Below are 21,760 nucleotides of genomic sequence, written 5' to 3' on the forward strand. Positions count from 1 at the left end.
ATTTAACCGTTAGGTTATTGTACTTTGTTAGTTACAGTAAATGTTTTCTTCTCTGGTCCTACGCCAGTGATCGTTAATGATTTCCAGTGTTTAGGTAATTTTGATGACAGTTGTTGTACACCTTTTTCTTCAATATCTAATCCACCAAAACCAAAGATTACAGATTGTAACATACCTCCAGAACCTGTTACGAAGTAAGAAAGATCGTTTGTAGGAGTTTCTGTCAATACATTAAATGGAGGCTTTTGGTTAGGCTCATATCCTCTTTTAAATAACTCATAGGCTTTCTCATTATCACCAATTCTAGATGCGATTGTTGATAATGCAGCATGCGACATTGCAGGACCTTCGTATGAAATCTTTGATTCATAATAATCCAAGTCTCTTTTCATCTGAGCGGGATCTTCATAATACCCTAATGGGAATGATAATAAGTTTACATCCGCTTGTTTGATCATCTGACCGTTGTAACCGTCATATTCCATTGTGATACCATCTTTTACGATCACTGGAATATTATTCGCTACTTTTGTCCACTCTGCATTTGGTTTCTTACCTACAATTTTGGCTGCTTCATTTGCTGCTTTCAATACCATAATTGCAGATGCGTTAGTGAATGCATTATCGTTTACATTTTCTGCCCACTCATCAGCACAAACAACGTTGTTAATATGACAAACACCATTTTCATCTTTTTCAACTCTACTTGCCCAGAAGTCTGCAACATTTTTGATCACTTCGTAACCTGTTGTTGCTAACCATTCTTTGTCTTGAGTTACTTGATAATAATTCCAGAATGCCATTCCTACACAAGCTGTAATGTGATGTTCAAATGGTCCTGTCAATGCCCAAGTTGGAGTGTCTTCCTCACCAGTCTCTGCAGATTCCCAAGGGAACATTGCACCTTTATATCCTGCGTTTTGAGCATTTCTTTTTGCCTGCTCTAAACGATCTACTCTATAATCTAATAATGTTTTAGCCAACTCTGGTTGTAACATTAAAATAGCTGGGTACATCCAAGTTTCAGTATCCCAGAATACATGGCCATTATAACCGATACCTGATAACCCCATTGGCGATAAACTCAATCGAGACCCTTCTCTTACATAAGAGTAAAGGTTAAATAATTGCATTCTCACATCGATCTGAGCTTTATCATCTCCATCGATAATAATATCACTTTGCCATAGTTTTGCCCATTCGTTTTTATGTCTTTTCATCAAACGGTCATAACCTTCCAACTGAGCAAAGATTGTTTTTCTTTCTGCTTCGTTTACGGCATCTACAGATTGTGCAGTATTGCATTCTGAACCGATCAATGTAAATTCATATGTTTCTCCTTTTTTCAGTTTTTTAGAGAATGACATACGAGTAGCATATGGATTTAATTCTTCATTGTTGATATGAGGAATATGGTGCTCTTTGAAGATAAATGAGGTAGTTGCCGCTACTTCATATTTTCCTGTTGGTGTTAATGCTTGAGATGATAATAAAGGAATCGCCGTTTCATTTCCATACATATGGAACATGTGCTTTACAGGCTGATTAACAGATGGAATCACAATGTCATTTCTAAACGACAATTCTACATCTCTTTTTGCCTTCACTTTAATGTGAACTAAACCTGTATAAGCCAAATGTCTTAGGGCTACGATTTGATGTTCAACTTCAATCGCATCCTTAAATTCAAAGTTAGTTTTGAAAGTTGCCTCCTTCATGTTTAGGGTTTGCTTCCAGCCTTCGATTTCTTGTCCTCCAGAAACCCAGTCATATGCAACGCCAGAACCATCATACATTGGAGTGTTGCTCACCTCAGCTTTCTTCACTCCAATATCTACATTGGCAAAATTGATTCCTTGAACGATGTTGGATACACCACCTCTTCCGTAGATATCCCATACACCATTTATAATTACTTTTTCAACTTTCAATGGTTCAGCGGATGGAATTAAACCAATCATTCCGTTTGCCATAGATAGTGTGTGATAGTTTTCGCTTGAAGTTGCTTCTACCGTCCATCCTTTTTCCTGTGCTTGGGACACATTCCATAGAAGAACTAAAAGAAGTATGTTGTATAATTTTTTCATTTTTCCTGATGATTTGTAAGTTTGGAGTTAAGTACCTTATGACGATACTTAACTCCTATTTATGGATTAGTAACCTGGGTTTTGAGTCAGGTTAGGATTGGCATTCAATTGAATGTTAGGGATTGGGAATAAGTTTCTGAAGCTTTGTGATGCTCCTTTGAACTCCCAAGCATCATCCCAAGTACCGAAACGAATTTGGTCATTACGTCTCCACATTTCCCATGCGAATTCTCTACCTCTTTCGTCCAATAACGTTGGTAAATCGATGCTAGATAATGTAGCATCCGAAGAATTATCAAATGCTCTAGCTCTTACTTCATTCACCAATTGTAATGGTGTAGCTCCCATGCTGTCGATACCTCCTCTTAAGATCGCTTCTGCTTTCATTAAAAGTACATCAGCATAACGGAACACCGCAAAGTCATTGTTCAAGAACAACTTCGGCATGTCACCACCAGGAACATACTTTAATACTCTAGCACCTTCTGCTTCTGTAGCATTGTCGATTCCATAAGATGTTTCATAATCCAAAGTGAAGTTCAATGGAGTACTTCCATCTCTTTGGTATAACATGTTACCAGCATTATCATACTGTTGACCTACTAAGAAAATCTCCTTACGCTTATCGTTGTCATCATATTTTCTAACAAAATCACCAAGAGTTGAGAAACCGTTCCAAGGAGTATCTGCTAAAGAATATTTGTCTTTCAAGCTGTAGTGTAACGTAAACATATGAATGTAGTAGGCTGCTCCCCATTCACCATAGTTGGAATCATAACGGAATACAAAGATGTTTTCTTTGTTGTTGTCATTGTCCCAAGAAAAGAGTGACTTGTATTCGTTTGCTAAATGGTAATTACCATCTTTGATGATGTTATTTAAAGCATCTAACGCTTCAGTATACATAGACTGACCTACATAAACTTCAGCATTTAAGTATAATTTACCTAAAAGGAAGTTGGCAGCAGAACGGTCTACTCTACCGTACTCATTAGTAGTGGGTAACAACTCTGACAATTCTGTAACCTCTTGTACCAACCATTCAAAAACTTCTTTTCTAGTATTGTTTGCCGGTGGATTAGAAGGGTTTAATGTATTCAAAACCAATGGAACATTACCATACATGTCCATTAAGTTGAAATACATAAATGCTCTTACAAATCTTGTCTCCGCTCTAACTCCATCCATAAATTCTGATTTGAATGAAGATTTATCAATTGTTTCGATAAACAAGTTGGCCTGAGCGATAGACCTTGAGATGCCTTCGTAAGCACCGTTGATTTCTAAGTTATCTGCAGTCCAAGTATGTTTGTGTAAATTTCTTAACTGATCACCACCCCAGTCGGCTCCTCTTGTAGGACAAACAGCCTCATCTGAAGATGTCTCATTTACTTTAAACATTTGGTCAGTGTATACACCCATTGTAGAGTAAACACCAGATAAACCGTTTAAGAATTCTTGCTCTGTTTGGTATGCATTTTCATCTGTCAACTGGCTATTCGGATCAATATCAAGATCTGTACAAGCTGTAAATGAAGATAAAGTTGCAGCCAATAATATATTTCTAAATATTTTTTTCATTGTTCTGACGATTAGAAGTTAAGGTTAAAACCTACAAGGAATGTTCTGCTTTGTGGGTAACTTGTATAGTCAATACCATAGGCTTGAGCCGCTGAGTTACCAGCTGTAGTATTCACTTCTGGATCGTAACCAGAGTAGTTTGTGAATGTCACTAAGTTTTGAGCAGTAACATATAATCTTGCTCCTTTGAATGCTTTCGTATTTGAACCATCAAAAGTATAACCAACAGTAATGTTGTCTAACTTTAAGAAAGAAGCATCTTCTACCCATCTAGATGATAAATACTCATAATTTGATGCACCCACTTGGTATCCTGTAGCACCTGTTTCGTTGGTGTTTTGACCAGGAATACGAGAAGGTTGTGATAATTCAGCTGCTGTATTGTTGTATACTTGGTTGCCTGTTTGTGCTCTCCAAACCATAGAGAAGTCCCATTGTTTGTACTTTAAGTTCGTTGAGAAACCATAAGTAAAATCTGGTAAAGCTTGTCCTACTACTTGTTTATCATCTTCAGTGATTTCTCCATCACCGTTTACGTCTTTGAAGATCTCATTACCAAACTCATCAGTTCCTTCATACACATAACCGTTGAATGCACCGATCGGTTGACCTTCTTGCACTACCTGAATAAATCCGTTTGCACCTGCTCCAGATACAGTACCTGTGTAGATATCTGCATTGTTATAAAGTTCAGTTACTTCGTTTTTATTGTAGGCCATGTTAAAGTTGAAACTTAAGCTTAAATCCTCTTTATCAATTGCAGAGTAGTTTAAGTTCAATTCAACACCTTTGTTGGTCATTGCACCCACATTGTCTAAGTACCATGATGATACTGAAGGCTGAACTGCAGGAACTTCTAATAATAAGTTTGTTGTATTTTTATTGTAGTAATCTACCGAACCCGTCAATTTGTTTTTCATAAAACCAAAGTCGATACCAGCATTGAACTGTGCCGTTTGTTCCCACTGTAAATCTTGGTTAGGGTTTGTCGTTGAGATGTATCTCATATAGTAATCATCTCCGAAGAAATAACCACCATTTTGCTCTACATTAATTGTTGACATGTAACGATAGTTACCAATATTTTGGTTACCAGTGATACCATAACCTAAACGAATCTTAGCATCTGTCAATGTTTCCTGACCTTGCATAAAGTCTTCATTGATCACTTTCCAAGCTAATGCTGCAGAAGGGAATACACCCCATTGGTTGTTACCTCCAAATCTTGAAGAGCCATCCTGACGAACAGTTGCTGTAAATAAGTAACGGTTGTCGTAAGAGTAGTTCACTCTACCAAAGAATGAGATCATTCTGTATGTTTCATGGAACGCTTTTGATTCTTGGTTTCTTGCTGAGATATTATCATAACCTAAGTTATCGTTGTTAAAACCAGTAGCGATAGTGTTATGAATATCAGTGTCAAATTGTTGCCAAGAATAACCACCCAATACATTCAAGTGTGATTTTTCACCTAAGTCCTTGTCATACGTTAAGTAGAATTCCAATAACTTGTTTGAATACTGTGAATTTTCTCTAATCGCTCTACCGTCTACATCACCACCTACGGAAGAGGCAATTGGCTGGTAAATTTTTCTAGATTGATTATCATAATCCATACCTAAGTTCAATTTCGCTGATAACGAAGGAATGATCTTGTATTCTGTTTCTAAGTTTGTAATCAAACGATTACCTTCAGTAATATCATCAATTTGATTAGCCATCGCCACTGGATTACGAACATCTTGAGAATATTCATTATATGTACCATCTTCATTGTAAACAGGCTGAGTAGGATCCATTTTTAAAGCGTTATTGATCACACCACCTTGGAAACCACCTGTTTGTTGTTCTGGTAAATTGTTGGTTTTGTAGTTAGAGTTGTTCATGTTAAAACGAATCGTCATTTTATCATCGAACATCTTTTGTTGTAAGTTGATTCTAGCGTTGATACGCTCTAAATCAGACCCAATCACCGTACCTTCTTGGTATAAGTAACCTGCAGAAGCTCTATAATTAAAGTTTTTAGTACCTCCACTAAATGCAACATTATGATTTTGAGAAACACCAGTTTGGAAAATTTCATCTTGCCAATCTGTACTTGCAGTTCCTGTTTTGTTAGGGTCATTTACCGCTGCTCTATATTCATCTGCAGATAATACATCAATTTTATTGGATGGGGAAGAGAAAGAAACATATCCATCATACGTTAATGATGTTTTGCCCTCTTTACCCGATTTAGTATTAATGATAATCACACCATTAGCACCTCTTGATCCATAAATAGCTGTAGCTGAGGCATCCTTTAATACAGTCATTGACTCAATATCAGAAGGAGCAATCATTGAAAGTGGGTTCATTGATGTAGAGTTTACACCCAAATCACCAGAAGTTTCCATTCCTGTTCTATTGTTGTCAATAGGCACACCATCAATGACATACAAAGGCTCAGAAGAAGCAGAAATTGAATTGACACCTCTAATTCTTACAGAGGTAGCTGCACCCGGCTGACCACCATTTGGAGACATCTGTACACCTGGAACCTTACCGTTCATCATCTGTTCTGGTGAAGAAATTAAACCTGAGTTCATGTCCTCACTAGTAATTTGTTCCATTGAACCCGTTGCATCACTTTTCTTTTCTGCACCGTAGCCAATTACTACTAGTTCTTCTAGCTCTTCAACATTTTCTTGTAGAGTAACGTTAATTTCTTTCTTATTTCCTACCACTATATCTTGAGGAACATAAGAGATATAACTCACATGAATTGTGTCTGTAGATGATGCTGACAGTGCAAAATTACCATCAAGGTCTGTGATAACACCAGTTGTTGTCCCTTTAATAAGAACGTTCACACCAATCATTGGTGTACCTGAAGCGTCTTGAACATGCCCTTTAATAGGCGAATTTTGAGCGACAACACTTCCTGTAACAAAAAATACAAGAAGTAGGAGTAATTGTCGGACTGATAAAAATTGTAGTTTTAATAATCTCATTTCATTAAAAACATTTTTTTACTTTAAGAGGTATTCGATTAGGATTTATCGCGATGTTTTGATTTGAATACACTACAAATGTATTCTGTACCCTTTTTTAATGGAAATGAGAAAATCACCTTTTAAGTGTTGCTTTTCAGATGGTTACACTTTGCAAAGGTTTTCGCAAACGTTTGCGGTAATGTTTGCAAAAAGACGTAACAAATGTTAATGTTTTAAACTTTTACATTTATTACTCTTTTTCTTTGTCTTAAACATCGCATAGTTATCCCTTATCAATCAAATGAGACAAACAACTTTAATAGATATTGCTAATAAAACAGGTTACAGTGTTTCCACTGTAAGTCGTGCTTTAAAGGATCATCCTGATATAAATAAAAAAACAAAGCAACACATTAAAAGTGTATCTGAAGAAATGCGTTACACTCCGAACAAGTTAGCTCAAGGTTTAAGAAACCACAGATCCAAACTGATTGGTGTTTTGATTCCAGATTTATTGAATGAATTTTTTAGTTCTATCGTTAGTGGGATCCTTCAAATTTCAGGTGAAAACGACTATCAGATTATTTTATACCAAACTAATGAAGACCCTGATAAAGAAATTAAAGGTTTAGAAAACTTCCTTTTAAATAGAGTAGATGGGGTTGTTGGTTCTTTAGCAAATACAACGATGGCTTACAAAACTATTCAGAAGCTTCAAGAACATCAGATACCCGTTACACTTTTAGATAAAGTTTCGGATAAAATTCATTGCCCAAAAGTTATTATCAATGATTATGCTGCAGCCTTTAAAGCAACTGAATACCTAATCCGTTTGGGAAGAGAAAATGTTGTGCATATCTCAGGTCACCCAGACAGTTATAATGGCCAATTAAGATTGAATGGTTACAAAGATGCGTTAAAGAAATATCACTTACCCGTTAACGATGACCTGATATTCTTAAGCCAAGATGTTTCTATAGAAGAAGGTTATTTCTTTGGTAGAAGAATAGCAAAAAGTAACTTAGAGATTGATGGAATATTTGCTGCCACTGACCGTTTGGCTGTAGGTGCTATACAAGCATTACAAGAATTTGATATACAAGTACCTGAACAGGTTTCTGTTGTAGGCTTCAGTGATGTAGAATTGGCCATCATTACTAATCCAAAACTCACCACTATCTACCAACCTGGTTTTGAAATGGGCAAAAAAGGAATGTCAGTATTGCTAGAGCAGTTAGCTATTATTAAAGAGAATCCTAAAGTTGTTTATGATAATACAGTTTATAACATGGAAACTGAATTAATTGTAAGAGGTAGCACTACTGAAAAAGAATAAGTATTCCCAAAAAACTCCATCAACCCTTTCCCACTAGGCTTTTCGGCATCGGCTATTTCGATATTAAGTTCCTGTTTGATATATAAGAGGTCTGGAATAGCAACCTAAAAGGATACAATTTTTAAGCTACCCTTTCTAAATTCATAAATTTTAATTCATTTTCTTTTTCAGAAGGTGTTTTATAACCTATAGCTGAATGCAGTCTTTTATTATTGTACCAATAAATATATTTAGTTACTTCTTTTCTCAGATGTTCCATGGATTGAAAATTGAATCGATAAAGATATTCGTATTTGATACTTTTAAAGAAACTTTCAGCTACAATTATTTAGTACCCGAAAACTACGTTTTCTCCTCTTAATCTCAAATCTTTTCGACTCATACTTTGTTTTGAAGTTGGATTCTCTGATAAAATCGAAGTAAATAGTGTGCTGCTATATTGAAATCCTCTGTCTGAGTGTAGTAAGAATCCCTCTTCAATATCTCTATTATTTCTAGCGTTTACCGATGCTTTTAAGACTGTATTTTCTGTGGTCATATCTGCACTCAATGACCAACCAATTACCTTACGATCTGCTAGATCAATCATCGTAGTTAAATAAGCCCATTTATCACTTACTTTTATATAAGTGATATCTGAAACCCATTTCTTACCCAGTCTATTTTCGTGAAAATTCCTATCTAAAAGGTTATCTGCAATTGGTTGATCATGCTTAGAATCAGTGGTGACAACAAACTTTCTCTTTAATATACTTTTAAGACCGAGTTCCTGCATAAGGCGTCCTACATAGCTCCTAGATAGGTTTATTCCATTTTTAAGAAGTTCTTTTTGTATTCTATAGCTTCCATAAATACTAAGGTTTTTTTCAAAAATACGTGTGATTTCTGTTTTATAGAATAATGTCTTTGCCTGTGAAGGGGTTCTAGAATTCTTACGATTCCATTTATAAAAAGAGTTCCTGCTTAACTTAAAAGTTCGACACATTTTCTCAACTGAATACTGATCTTTATGATCACTTATGAACTCATATTTATTCAGTCTTTTTTGGAGAAAATGCTTACTGCCTTTTTTAAGATATCACGCTCCATTTCTGCATCTTGTAATGCTTTTTTGAGTCTCTTAATTTCTTCTTGTTCTGCCGTAAGGGTTTTCTTACCTGATAAACCTTCAGGGCTATTATATTTCTTTTGCCAGTTACGAAGTGTTATCTTATTTACTCCATAATCTTTAGACACATTACTTAATGATTGACCTGAATTCAATAATTCTACAACCATTTCTTTAAATGATGTTTCGTATCTTTTCATAACGCTCTAAGTTAAGAAAGGTATACTATTTTGTGTAACCTTAAAGGTAGACACTCCAAACCTTACTAAGTTGACTTATTTACACTTACAAAACAATCAATTAACAGGACCAATACCACAATCTATAATTGACTTAGGTATAACTAATTTAGAATACGACCCAGAAAACGCTCCACAATAAAATACAAAAACAACCCCTACAAGCCAAAATAAGCTAGTAGGGATTACTTTTGGACTTTACTTTTTTTAATTTTTTATGCCATTAATTACAAGCCATGAAATACCTATCTTTTCTTCGATTATAATTATTTATACATCGTAAAATTGAATTGATTTCTGAGTTTCGGATCAAAACAAATTAGTTAAAACCAACACAATTAGATATTAAGATAGATGAAAACTATGGATTGCCAACTATAATTTTAAGTGACAAATATCTATTTTGAATGGATCATCGGGATTGTATAGTAACAAATTTAGATACAAATAAAACTGTTCGCTAAGCAAAACGAACTGAACTAGATTTTGAAGTAAAAGAACCAGTTATATTTCTGTGTTTAAACTTCAGAAAAAGTAGAAAATCCTTATAAATAATTATGCAATTTCTTCAATACTAGATGTTACCTCATTTCTATATTTAATCGGCGACATTCCTTTTACTTTTTTAAATTGACGACTAAAATAAAATTGATCTTCAAAACCTAAACTATAGGCAATGTCTCTAATACTTAAAGTTGTGAATTTCAACTTTTCACAAGACTTCTCAATTTTTAATTCATTGAAATATGATAAAGGAGTCTTATTTAGATGTTTTTTGAACTCCCTTGTAAAATGAGATACCGATATTTCATTAAGGTCTGCCAAGTCTGCAATATTTACAGTAGAATTGATATGATTATTAAAATATTTAAGTGTTCTACTTATAATTATATTGTGTCTTTTAGCTTCTGAAAGATTAAATTGTTTGATATATTTAAAAGAAGAAATTAAATGCCCAAAAATCATATTTGCATATTCAATATTATCATTAGACATTCCCGCTTCTAATACATAAATAATCTCATCAAACATCTTGATACGATCTTTATATTTACCATTAGATTCATTATCAAAAGAGATCTTATCACCAATGATATCATTAAAAAGGTGAATATCATTTCCAGTAAAATGTATCCAGAAGATTGTCCAAGGGTCAACCTCATCACTTTCATAAGAATGAGCTACACCTTTAGGAATAATTATCGCTTCGTTTGACTTTAGTTTGTATTTTTTTTGGTTAATAGTTATTGTTCCTTTTCCAGAAATATTATAGATCAATATACATTCTTCTGCCCCTTCATCTCTCTTTCTGAAATGATGTAAAGCCTTTGGATAGTAACCAATATCAGTGATGAAAATGGAATTAAAAAATGGTTTTTTCTTTAAAATATTTTTTATGTCATCGCTATAATTAATGCTGATTTCGCCTTCAAATCCTTTTGCTTTTTTTCTCATTTTGCTAGTAATTTAGTCCACTTCATTTTTTTGTATCCACAAATAACTAATAAATTAAAAATGTATAAAACACAATTATTTAATAAATACTAATGCCATGTGTAGAGTGTTATAGTTTATCATTTTTGAGGAGTATTTAATTATTTTTAACATAATTGAGATTGTTCTTATTCTCACTCTGATAGAAATTGATTAGTAGAATTGTCCATAAAACGCTTAAAAAAACTATGTTTTATCCTATTAAATGAAATTAGTTTTGGTCATTGATATAAAATAAATAGACTAACATAAATGAATAATTCTAAGCAAAATAATGTAGTTGCTACTTTTGGAGAGTTACTTTTGAGATTGTCAACTATTGATAATCAAAGGTTTATTCAGTCAGGTAAATTTGCAGTAAACTATGGAGGAGCAGAATCAAATGTGGCTATTGGCTTATCACATTTAGGAATTAATACGAGGTTTATAACTAGTGTACCTAAAAATACAATTGCAAAAAATGGTCTAAAGCAATTATCTTCTTTTAATGTTGATACAAACTATATCCATGAAGATGGAGGAAGATTAGGTACCTATTATTTTGAAAATGGAATAGGTGATAGAAAGTCACAAGTTATTTATGATAGGGAATATTCTAGTATCATGTTACTCCAGGAGGGAATCATCGATTGGGATAAATGTTTAGAGGGAGTGACTTGGTTTCATTGGACTGGTATTACACCTGCACTTTCTATAAATGCAGCAAAAGTATGTAAAGAAGCATTATTAGTTGCCAAAGAAAAAAACATTATCATTTCATGTGATTTGAATTATCGATCAAAGCTATGGAAATATACAAATGAGCCAAGTGAAATAATGATACCTCTTGTGGAGTTGTGTGATATTGTGGTAGCTGGTATGAATGATGCAGAAATTTTATTAGATATTAAATTTCAAGAAAAAGACTCTTATCATGATGCTCCAAAAAGAGTTTACGAAAAGTTTCCTCACCTAAAATTAGTAGGTACAAGTTTAAGAAAGTCTTACTCAGCTTCTCATAACAGTATTAGTGCGATTCTTTTTGATGGAATTGATCATTACCAATCACGTGAATTTGACATTAAAACAATTGTTGATCGTATTGGTGCTGGTGATGCAATGATGTCAGGGTTGATATATAGTCAATTAAAAAATAAATCTTTAGAAGAAACTACAGGGATAATGGCGGCATGTTCTGCATTAAAACATACAATTCCTGGTGATGTATTGATTACAACTGAAGGAGAAATTAAAGAATTAGCTAAAGGAGAAGATATGGGATTAGTTTCTCGCTAAATGAAATAAACAAATGGCAAATTTTACAAGAATAGAAGTTTTTCAGAAAATGGGAGAAGTAGGCTTTATCCCTGTTTTTTATAATCATGATATAGAAATAGCCAAACAAATATTAAAATCAACATATGAAGGAGGAGCAAGAGTATTTGAATTTACAAATCGTGGCGATGCAGCTGATGTCATATTTAAAGAACTATTGAAATATGTAAGGACTGAACTTCCAGAAATGATTTTAGGCATAGGCTCTATCATAGACCCTATAACAGCAGGAATTTATATTCAAATGGGAGCAGATTTTATAGTATCCCCTTCACTAAATGAGGAAGTTATAAAATTGTGTAATAGCCGAAAAATTGCAGTTAGCCCTGGGTGTGGTACAGTAACTGAAATTGGCAAGGCAGAACAATTAGGAGTAGAACTTGTCAAAATATTTCCAGCAGCACAAGTAGGAGGACCTGAATTTATTAAAGGAGTAAAAGGACCTTGTCCTTGGACAAATATTATGCCTACAGGAGGAGTAACAACTGAGAAGAGTAATATAGAAAAATGGATAAAAGCTGGAGCTCACTGTGTTGGAATAGGAAGTAATTTATTTGTTAAAAACCAAAATGGGACATTTGATTATCAAAAAATTACCGAGGTATCCAAAAATGTAATTTCAATTATCAAAGAAATTAAATAAGTCTATTTTTTTAATTATGGACAAAAGATGCAATTTTTTATTCATGCGTTTTTTGTCCATAAAATTGTATTTTATACTATTATTATTAATAAACGTATGAAGTACATTTGTGATTATACTTATTAGAGCAGATGAACAAACAAAGTATGAAACAAATACTACCTTTTATTTTATTCGCATTATTTAGCTGTACAAATAAAGAAAGACCAATATTAGATATTTCTGGAGCATGGACTGTGACTTTAGATTCATTAAACTTAGGTCATCAACAAAAATGGTACACAAAGAAGATTAATAATGGTACTGAAATCACTTTACCTTCTACTTTAGATGAAAATAAGTTAGGAACTAAAGTAACGAGAGATCCAGATATGAGTCGTGATAACCTATTTGAATTAAGTAGAAGATATACTTATATAGGACCGGCTTGGTATCAGAGAAAGATTATTGTTCCTGAAACTTGGAAAGGAAAAACAATAGAACTTGAATTAGAAAGAGTAATTTGGAAATCTGAAGTTTGGATTGATGGGGAATTTAAAGGAGATGATAATAGTCTTGTTTCGGCTCATAAAATCAACTTAGGAAATCTAACTCCTGGTGAACATGAAATTACAATTTGTATTGATAATAGTAGACAATATCATCTGTTTGATAGTAAAGGAGTTAGAGCTATTAATCAGAAACATGATTATGCACATGCATATACTGAAACTACGCAGATTATTTGGAATGGTATCTTAGGAAATATGACCTTGAGACCATCTTCTATTTATAATATTCAAAAAGTTGTAATCAATACAGATATATCTACTAAATCAATTAATGTTGAGATTGCAGGAAAAGGAAATAATGATCCATTATTTATCGAAGTATTAGACACATCAAATCATATCTTATTTACAAAAGAAGTACAACCAACTTCAAAATTTAATGTTGAATTTGATGGAAACTTTAACTTGTGGAATGAATTTGATCCTCAGTTATATAAACTTCGTATTAGTAATGAAAATGAGATACTTACTGAAGAATTTTTTGGCTTAAGAGAAGTAATAGCAAATGGAAATGATATTTTTATCAATAAAGAAAAAGCGTTTTTCAGAGGTACTTTAGAGTGTGCAGTATTTCCTCTTACAGGTCATCCTCCTTTGGAAGAAGAAGGCTGGAAAAAAGTGTTTGAAACATCTCGTGCCTATGGTTTGAATCATATTCGTTTCCATTCATGGTGTCCTCCAGATGCAGCATTTAGAGTAGCTGATAAAATGGGATTTTACTTACAAGTAGAATTACCAAACTGGTCGCTTGAATATGGTATTGATCCTCAAATGGTAAAATGGATGGAAGATGAAGCGGACAGAATTATTGACAATTATGGTAATCATCCGTCGTTTTGTTTGATGTCAATGGGTAATGAATTAGAAGGTGATTTTGATGCACTTAATGGTTTGGTAGAGAGATTAAAAGAAAAAGATAACAGACATTTATATACGGTATCTACATTCTCATTCCAACAGCCTCATGGTACAATCCCTGAATCTGCAGATGACTATTGGATCACTCAATGGTCAAAAGATGGCTGGATTCGTGGTCAAGGTGTTTTTGATGCTTATCCTCCAAGCTTCAATATTGACTTTTCAAACAGTATATCTTTTGTAAAAGTTCCAGTGATTACACATGAAGTTGGGCAGTATTCTGTATTTCCTAACATGAATGAAATCAAAAAGTACAATGGTGTTCTACAGCCTCTAAATTTTGAAGCTATCAGAAATGATATGAAACAAAAAGGAATCTTAGATAGAGCTGATGATTATCTTAAAAGTTCTGGTCAACTGGCAAAAATTCTTTATAAGGAAGAACTTGAAAGAGCATTAAAAACGAAAGAAATTTCTGGAATTCAAATGTTAGACTTACATGACTTTCCTGGTCAAGGTATGGCGTTAGTAGGAATTTTAGATGCATTTTGGGATTCAAAAGGAATCATTACACCTGAAGGTTTTAAAGAATTTTGTTCTGAATTAGTACCATTATTAGATTTTAAAAAAGCAGTATTCTCAAATAAGGAGTCTTTTAAAGGAACAATAAAAATGGCGAATTACTGGAAAGACTTACCAAATCAAAATGTTGAATGGAGTCTTTTTGATTGTTTAGATAATTCCGTTATTAAAAATGGAGTTATTGCAAATAAAGAAATAAAAAGAGGAGTTGTTACTGTGGGATCTATTTCTTTTGATTTAAAAGAAATAAAACAACCTAAAAAATTAGAAGTGGTAGTAGAAATTAAAAACACTTCTTACAAAAATAAGTGGTCAATTTGGGTATATCCTGAAACTGAATTAGCAGATAAAAATGATATACTTGTAACTGGAAATTGGAATAAAGCAGAAAAAGCATTGAATCAAGGAAAGGATGTTTTATTCACTCCAAATCTTAGTGAAATTGAAGGTGTTGAAGGTAAATTTGTACCTGTATTTTGGAGTCCAATATTATTTCCAGATCAAGCTGGTACAATGGGAATCCTTTGTGATCCAAAACATAAAGTATTTAATAATTTCCCAACAGAGTTCCATACCAACTGGCAATGGTGGGACCTTTGTAAAAAATCTAAAGCTGCAAAAATCGATGGTTTAGAAGTAGATCCAATTGTTATCGTAATAGATAATTTCTTTAAGAATAGAGATTTATCAACATTATTTGAAGCTCAAGTAGGGAAAGGTAAATTAGTTGTTAGTACAATGAATTTATATGATTTACCTAAAGATAGAAAAGTGGCGAGAAGCCTTTATAATAGCATTATTACTTATATGAAATCTGATGATTTCAATCCTAATAAAGTTGAAAAACTTTCAAATATTAAAAGAAAGTTGACCAACTAACATACACAAACAACATATTTTTTTTACAATAAAAAGATGAAATGAGATGAGAAATTTATTTACAAAATTAATTTTTCTGAGTTCACTCTTACTAGTATTTTCATGCCAAAAAGATGATGATGCTTTTCAAGAAGTGGATGGACTAGCGCCTGTTGTCACGATGAGCGAAATGCACATTAAAACAGAACCAGGCTCAACTATTCAATTAGAAGGAGTTATCACAGATCAGGATGGATTACATCATATCCATATGGAAAATGAAGGTTTATTCTTAAATAAAGATATCATGCTCAATAAGGATGATACTATTATCTATGAATATGATCTTTTCTATGAAATCTTTTCTAAAGATACACTAAGTGAAATGTCTTACCCTGTTTCCATTCAAGTTTATGACTTAGGTAACAGAATGACTGAAACAGAAGTATTAGTAACGATGGATGCTGACTTTACAGCACCAGAATTTACGATTAAACCTCAACAGGATAATGTATTATTAGGATCTAGTAGTGCAGAATTCAATTTAATTTTTGAGGTGGTTGATAATATGTCACTTGCTTCAATTGATGTTGAAATTGGAGATTTCTATTCAGAACAAATCACAGAATTTGAAGATCCTCAATTATACGCTTATAATAAAAATATTCTTGTAGGAAATAACATTGGTATTCATCCTATTACAGTAACTGTAATGGATAATGGAGGAAATAAACTAATTGCAGAAGGAACATTAGAAGTACAATCTTCTCCTAATTTCCCATCTATGTACTTAGTTGACTTTGACACTGAAGCTCAATTCAGACAAGCAATTGTAGGAAGACCAATGTTGATGGATAAAACAGCTGATTATACTTATCAGGTTTCATATTATGCAGAAAAAGCAAACACTGAATTAAGGTTCACTCCTCAAACTTCATTTGCTCCTTATGCATATGGTATTGACCCAGCTAATAATGAAGCCTTAATCATGGATGTAGATGGTACTATTTCTTCTATACCATTTATTTTACCTGAAGTTGGATATTATCAGATTATGATCAATATCGAAAGTATGACCTATTCAGTCACAAAATATACTCCTACAGAACCTGATCCAATGGGTACACATATGACGGAAGAATATGGCGGTTTCAAGATTGAATTAATGGTAATTGGTAGAAATATTCCAGGTTATGCAGATTGGACTCCAACAGAAGGAGCTAAAATGACTAAAGACCCAGAGAATATGTATCGTTGGTCAGTGGAAATTTCTTTAGAAGAAGGCAATACTATTGCTCCATTCTTATGTTCTTATCATCCATGGGGTTGGTGGTATGCTCCTAGTTTTTGGAAATGGAACAATGGAAATGATCCATTATTCAATGTTCAAGGTGGAGGAGAGGATCCGTTAGATTGGGAGATTCCTGCATCTGGCACTTATAGATATGTGTTTGATTCTCACTTAAAAAAGTCTCAATTCTATCTAATTAAATAACATCACAAGCAAACAATCATGCAAAAAATTAGAATATTATTGTCAGTGCTACTTATAGCACTGACAGCTAACACTCTTTATGCCCAAGATGATATCAAGGGTATAGTTAAAGATGAGGCTGGTGAGCCCATTATAGGGGTTAGTGTTTTACTAAAAGGAACTACAAAAGGTGCAATTACTGATTTTAATGGTGGTTTTAGTATCAAAGATGTAGCAGAGGAAAGTATTCTTGTAGTAAGTTATATTGGTTATGAAACACAAGAAGTTTTTGTAGGTACTAAAAGACAATTTGATCTCACCTTAAAAGTATCAGTAGAAGAATTGGAAGAACTGGTTGTTATTGGCTATGGAACCTCAAAAAAATCAGATTTAACAAGTTCTATTAGTTCTGTTGAAGCGGAAGATTTGCAATCAAATACTACTAATAACGCATTACAGTCATTACAGGGGAAAGCAGCCGGTGTACAGATTACGAACTCTACAGGTAACCCTGGTTCAGCGCCAAATATTATCATTCGTGGTATGACAACGATAAATGGATCTAACCCATTATTTGTCGTAGATGGTATGCCTGTTGGTGATAATATTAATTTCTTAAACCAAGATGATATTGCAAGTATTGAAATCTTAAAAGATGCTTCTGCAACAGCAATTTATGGTACTCGTGGTTCGAATGGTGTTGTTCTAATTACTACTAAGAAAGGTAAGGAAGGACCAATGAAATTTAATTTTAAAGCATCAGTAGGTATGCAACAAATGCCAAAACCTGAACTTGCTGGTCCTGAAGAATATGAGATGGTATATAAAGCTAGAAGATTGAATGACGGTATTCAACCAGGCTGGAACCCTTTGAGTGATACATCTGAAGGTACTGATTGGTGGGACCAAGTAGTCAATGACTATGCAATGACTGAAAACTATAATTTAGGCTTCCAAGGTGGAGCAGAAAAAATTCAATACTCAGGTAGTTTATCTTACTATAAGCAAAATTCACAATATGATGCAGGTTATTATGATAGAATTACGGCACGTTTCAATACTATTTATAAAGTAAATGATAAGGTGAGTTTCGGAGTTGATTTTGCTCCAAGAGTTGAAGGTTGGGAAACAACTCCTAATGTATTAAGTTCTGCTATGACAATGGACCCAACAACTCCAGTTTATAAACCAGAAGATGAATGGTCTGACAATCCTTATGATAATTACCAACGTTCTTACAATAACCAAGTTTGGAACCCTGCAGGTGTTGTTGATAGAGCGATTGATAATGACAATGGAACTGCTTTTGGTGTTTTATTAAATTCTTATTTGACATATGACCTGGCAGAAGGTTTACAATTAAAAACACAGTATGGTATTAATGGTTATTATCAACAAACAAACTCATTTACACCAGAGTTTTACATTGACCCTCTAGAACAAAGTGAAATTAGTTCGATCTACAGAGGGAACACAATGAATTCATCATGGAACTGGGCAAATACATTAAATTATTCTAAGGATTTTGGTAAGCATCATTTTAATGCATTGGCTGGTTTTACAATGGAAAAATTTGTTTATGACTGGTCTCAAGCAGGTAGAACGGATGTTCCTTCGAATGACCCTAATTTCCATTATGTTAATTCGGGTACAGGTGATCAATTTGGATCTGGTAATGCAGAAGTTTCTTCATTAGTTTCATTTTTAGGTAGGTTCCAATATAATTATAACGATAAGTACTACCTAACAGCATCATTAAGAGCTGATGGTTCTTCAAAATTCCCAACTGATCAACAATATGGTGTATTTCCTTCGTTATCTGCATCATGGAGAATCAGTGAAGAAGATTTCTTAAAAGATAGTGAAACAATTTCAAACTTAAAGCTTAGAGCAGGTTGGGGACAAGTAGGTAATCAATCTATTTCTAACTCAGCTTATTTAAGTTTGATAGGTTATACAGATTATAGCTATAATGGAGAAAGAGTACCTGGTACATCTTTAAGTTCAATTGGAAATAATACCCTTACATGGGAAACTGTAGAAGATTTTAACTTCGGTGTAGATGTTGGTTTATTTGATGATCGTTTAACAATGGTAGCTGATATTTTCCAAAAAACATCACACGATATGCTAATGGAAAAAGACAACCCGTTATACTTAGGTTACCCAAATACAAACTCAAGAATGTGGGCTAACATTGGTAGTATGCAATCAAGAGGATATGAATTCTCAATTAATTGGAGAGAGTCAAAAGGTGATTTCACGTATAACATTGGTTTAAACTTAACGCATGTAGAATCTAAAGCATTAGAACTTGTAGATGGAGCTCCATATGTAGATGGTTCTCTTGCTGGTACACCAGTAACAAGAACAGAAGAAGGTCAAGCTGTAAGTTTATTCTATGGTTACCAAATGGATGGAATTTTCCAAACTTGGGAGGAGGTATACTCTTACACAGATGAAAATGGTCAGTTGATGCAACCAAATGCACAGCCAGGTGATATTAAATTTGCTGATATAAACGGTGATGGTAAAATTGATGGAGATGATCAAACTTTTATTGGTAATCCAGCTCCCAACATTGTACTAGGTCTTAACCTTAGCTTTGCTTACAAAGGCTTTGATTTAACAGCCAATTTCAATGGTAAATTCGGGAACGATATCTTCAATACAACCAAATATACTTACATGTCTGGTAATTATGATCAAAATGTTTGGGCAGGAACTTATAATTCTGCATGGCATGGAGAGGGAACATCAAACACACATCCTAGATTATCAGTAAGTGACCCTAACCAAAACTATAATACTGTATCTTCTTTCTATGTAGAAGATGGATCTTACTTAAGGTTACAGTTGTTACAAATCGGTTATACTTTACCTGAAAAAATTACTGGTGATAATATGGTGAGAGTATCATTCTCAGCACAAAACTTATTCACGATTACAAACTACTCTGGTTTAGATCCTGAAACAGCATCTGCAGGTAAGGCAACAGCATATGGAATTGATTACCTTTCATATCCTGTACCTAGAACTTTCTTAATTGGTATTAATGCGAACTTCTAGACAAAATTAGAATGAACACAAAAAATATATTAAAAGTTGCTCTAGTAGCACTAGCATTAACTAGTTCAACTTCTTGCTCTAAATTTCTTGAACAACCTGTATTAGGAACTCAAACGCAGGATAATTATTATCAAACAGCAGAAGAGTGTGAATCATCAATCAATGGTTGTTATCAAAGTATCTTTGGTTCAGGTTGGTGGCCAGTTGCTGGTTTTTATTTGGCAACCGACATGGCATCTGATGATTTGTGGATGGGTAATACAACTCAGGATCCTTCTTCATTTTTGAAAATGGCTCACTATATGAATCCTAAATATGACGGATTGCTTGAAGAATTTTGGGAACACAGATACAAAGGAATTCAAAGATGTAATACTGCTATTGATGGTATTCAAGGAGCTTCTTTACAAAATGAAGACGATAAGAATCGTATGCTTGCAGAAGCTAAATTTCTTAGAGCATTCTTTCATTTTGATTTAGTGAAAAACTTTGGTGCTATTCCAATTATGGATAAAGTTTTACTTCCAGAAGATACACAGGGAAAAGGGCGTGATAATGTCTCAGATGTTTACGCTTTTATTGAGCAAGATCTTCAAGACGCTATTGAAGATCTACCTGCAAGAAGTGAATATAGTATAGATCAAAGGGGTAAGGCTACCAAAGGAGCAGCAATGGCTTACTTGGGTAAAGTGTATCTTTTTCAACAAAAATATGTTGAAGCTAAAGAAATGTTTACTAAAGTAGTGAATTCAGCAGAATATGGATTATTAGCTAATTTTAGTCAAGTTTGGAATGCAGATTTTGATAACAGTATTGAAGGAGTATTTGAAGGACAATTTATTGCTGATACACAATACGGTCTAGGATCTCAAGTATCTGTATTGACTGGTTCTCGTGATGACTCAGGTTGGTCTTGGGGCCTTCCTACAAGTAATCTTGAAAAAGCATTTCTTGATGCAGGTGATGATGAGCGCCTACAATGGACAATTGTCAAAGATGGAGATAATGTTATAGGGGATGATGATCAATCTTCAATTACAATTAGCCCATCAAAACATAAATCAGCTAGAATTAATAGAAAATTTTATATTCCTCAGAGCCAAAGAATAACACCTTACAATAATGCAACTCAGGAGTTAAATCATAGATTTATGAGATATGCTGATGTATTACTTATGTATGCAGAAGCTTCTTATCATACAGGTGATGAAGCTACCGCAAAAATGGCACTTAATCAAGTTAGACAAAGAGTTAGTTTAGAGGATATAACTTCATCAGGAACTGAGCTTAGAGATGCAATTCGTAATGAAAGAAGATTAGAATTAGGTGGTGAATTTCATCGTTTAGATGATATCCGAAGATGGGATGCTGATAATGGGAAAAAAGTGATTTGTAATATCATGGGACCTAATGGTTCATTTGTAAAATACAATACTGAAACTTCTACTGATCAATATGAGATTGATAATCAGGTGGAATCAAGTAACAAAGGTTATTACTTCCAAGAAGATAGAGACCTTGTATTCCCAATTCCATATATCGAAATACAATTGTCAAATGGAGCAATTGATCAAAATCCTAACTTCTAATT

At 33.6% G+C, this 21,760-nt stretch carries 11 protein-coding genes and 1 pseudogene; 7 read left to right on the plus strand and 5 right to left on the minus strand.

The window, feature by feature from the left end:
• Window positions 1-14: 14 nt before the first annotated feature.
• From ACXAHM_RS17400 to ACXAHM_RS17410, 3 genes are all read right to left on the minus strand, one after another.
• Complete coding sequence (locus ACXAHM_RS17400) at window positions 15-2,087, minus strand: glycosyl hydrolase family 95 catalytic domain-containing protein (protein WP_474962347.1); 2,073 nt, start codon at window positions 2,085-2,087, stop codon at window positions 15-17.
• 66 nt (window positions 2,088-2,153) lie between these two features.
• Window positions 2,154-3,668 (minus strand): RagB/SusD family nutrient uptake outer membrane protein, encoded by a 1,515-nt coding sequence (locus tag ACXAHM_RS17405; protein ID WP_474962349.1) that lies wholly within the window; start codon window positions 3,666-3,668, stop codon window positions 2,154-2,156.
• Between the two features lie 11 nt (window positions 3,669-3,679).
• Entirely contained in the window at window positions 3,680-6,661 is a 2,982-nt protein-coding gene (locus ACXAHM_RS17410; RefSeq protein WP_474962351.1) for a SusC/RagA family TonB-linked outer membrane protein, read from the minus strand.
• A 283-nt stretch (window positions 6,662-6,944) separates the two neighbouring features.
• On the opposite strand from ACXAHM_RS17410, the gene ACXAHM_RS17415 reads away from it, so the two are divergent.
• A complete protein-coding gene (locus ACXAHM_RS17415) occupies window positions 6,945-7,979 on the plus strand; it encodes a LacI family DNA-binding transcriptional regulator (protein ID WP_474962353.1) in 1,035 nt (344 codons plus the stop codon).
• Between the two features lie 121 nt (window positions 7,980-8,100).
• On the opposite strand, the pseudogene ACXAHM_RS17420 reads toward ACXAHM_RS17415, so the two are convergent.
• Together ACXAHM_RS17420 and ACXAHM_RS17425 are read right to left on the minus strand one after the other, a co-directional pair.
• Window positions 8,101-9,287: pseudogene (locus tag ACXAHM_RS17420) on the minus strand (IS3 family transposase).
• A 594-nt stretch (window positions 9,288-9,881) separates the two neighbouring features.
• Window positions 9,882-10,781, minus strand: a complete 900-nt coding sequence (locus ACXAHM_RS17425; RefSeq protein ID WP_474962355.1) for an AraC family transcriptional regulator — start codon at window positions 10,779-10,781, stop codon at window positions 9,882-9,884.
• Between the two features lie 291 nt (window positions 10,782-11,072).
• Between ACXAHM_RS17425 and ACXAHM_RS17430 the strand changes: the two genes are divergently transcribed.
• From ACXAHM_RS17430 to ACXAHM_RS17455, 6 genes are all read left to right on the plus strand, one after another.
• Entirely contained in the window at window positions 11,073-12,095 is a 1,023-nt protein-coding gene (locus ACXAHM_RS17430; RefSeq protein ID WP_474962357.1) for a PfkB family carbohydrate kinase, read from the plus strand.
• Window positions 12,096-12,108: 13 nt separating this feature from the next.
• Window positions 12,109-12,777 carry a bifunctional 4-hydroxy-2-oxoglutarate aldolase/2-dehydro-3-deoxy-phosphogluconate aldolase gene (locus ACXAHM_RS17435; RefSeq protein WP_474962359.1) on the plus strand — a complete coding sequence of 223 codons (669 nt, stop codon included), beginning with the start codon at window positions 12,109-12,111 and terminating at the stop codon, window positions 12,775-12,777.
• A 146-nt stretch (window positions 12,778-12,923) separates the two neighbouring features.
• The gene (locus ACXAHM_RS17440) at window positions 12,924-15,647 is read left to right on the plus strand and encodes a sugar-binding domain-containing protein (protein WP_474962361.1); all 2,724 of its coding nucleotides are present in this window, start codon (window positions 12,924-12,926) and stop codon (window positions 15,645-15,647) included.
• Window positions 15,648-15,693: 46 nt separating this feature from the next.
• Window positions 15,694-17,121, plus strand: a complete 1,428-nt coding sequence (locus ACXAHM_RS17445) for a cadherin repeat domain-containing protein (RefSeq protein ID WP_474962363.1) — start codon at window positions 15,694-15,696, stop codon at window positions 17,119-17,121.
• An 18-nt stretch (window positions 17,122-17,139) separates the two neighbouring features.
• On the plus strand, window positions 17,140-20,169 hold the full coding sequence (locus tag ACXAHM_RS17450; RefSeq protein WP_474962365.1) for a SusC/RagA family TonB-linked outer membrane protein: 3,030 nt from the start codon (window positions 17,140-17,142) through the stop codon (window positions 20,167-20,169).
• Between the two features lie 11 nt (window positions 20,170-20,180).
• Window positions 20,181-21,758: a RagB/SusD family nutrient uptake outer membrane protein gene (locus tag ACXAHM_RS17455; RefSeq protein ID WP_474962368.1), complete on the plus strand. Its 1,578-nt coding sequence runs from the start codon at window positions 20,181-20,183 to the stop codon at window positions 21,756-21,758.
• Window positions 21,759-21,760 lie beyond the last annotated feature (2 nt).

It is taken from the genome of Flammeovirga sp. AWQ4_249 (genome assembly GCF_056161045.1).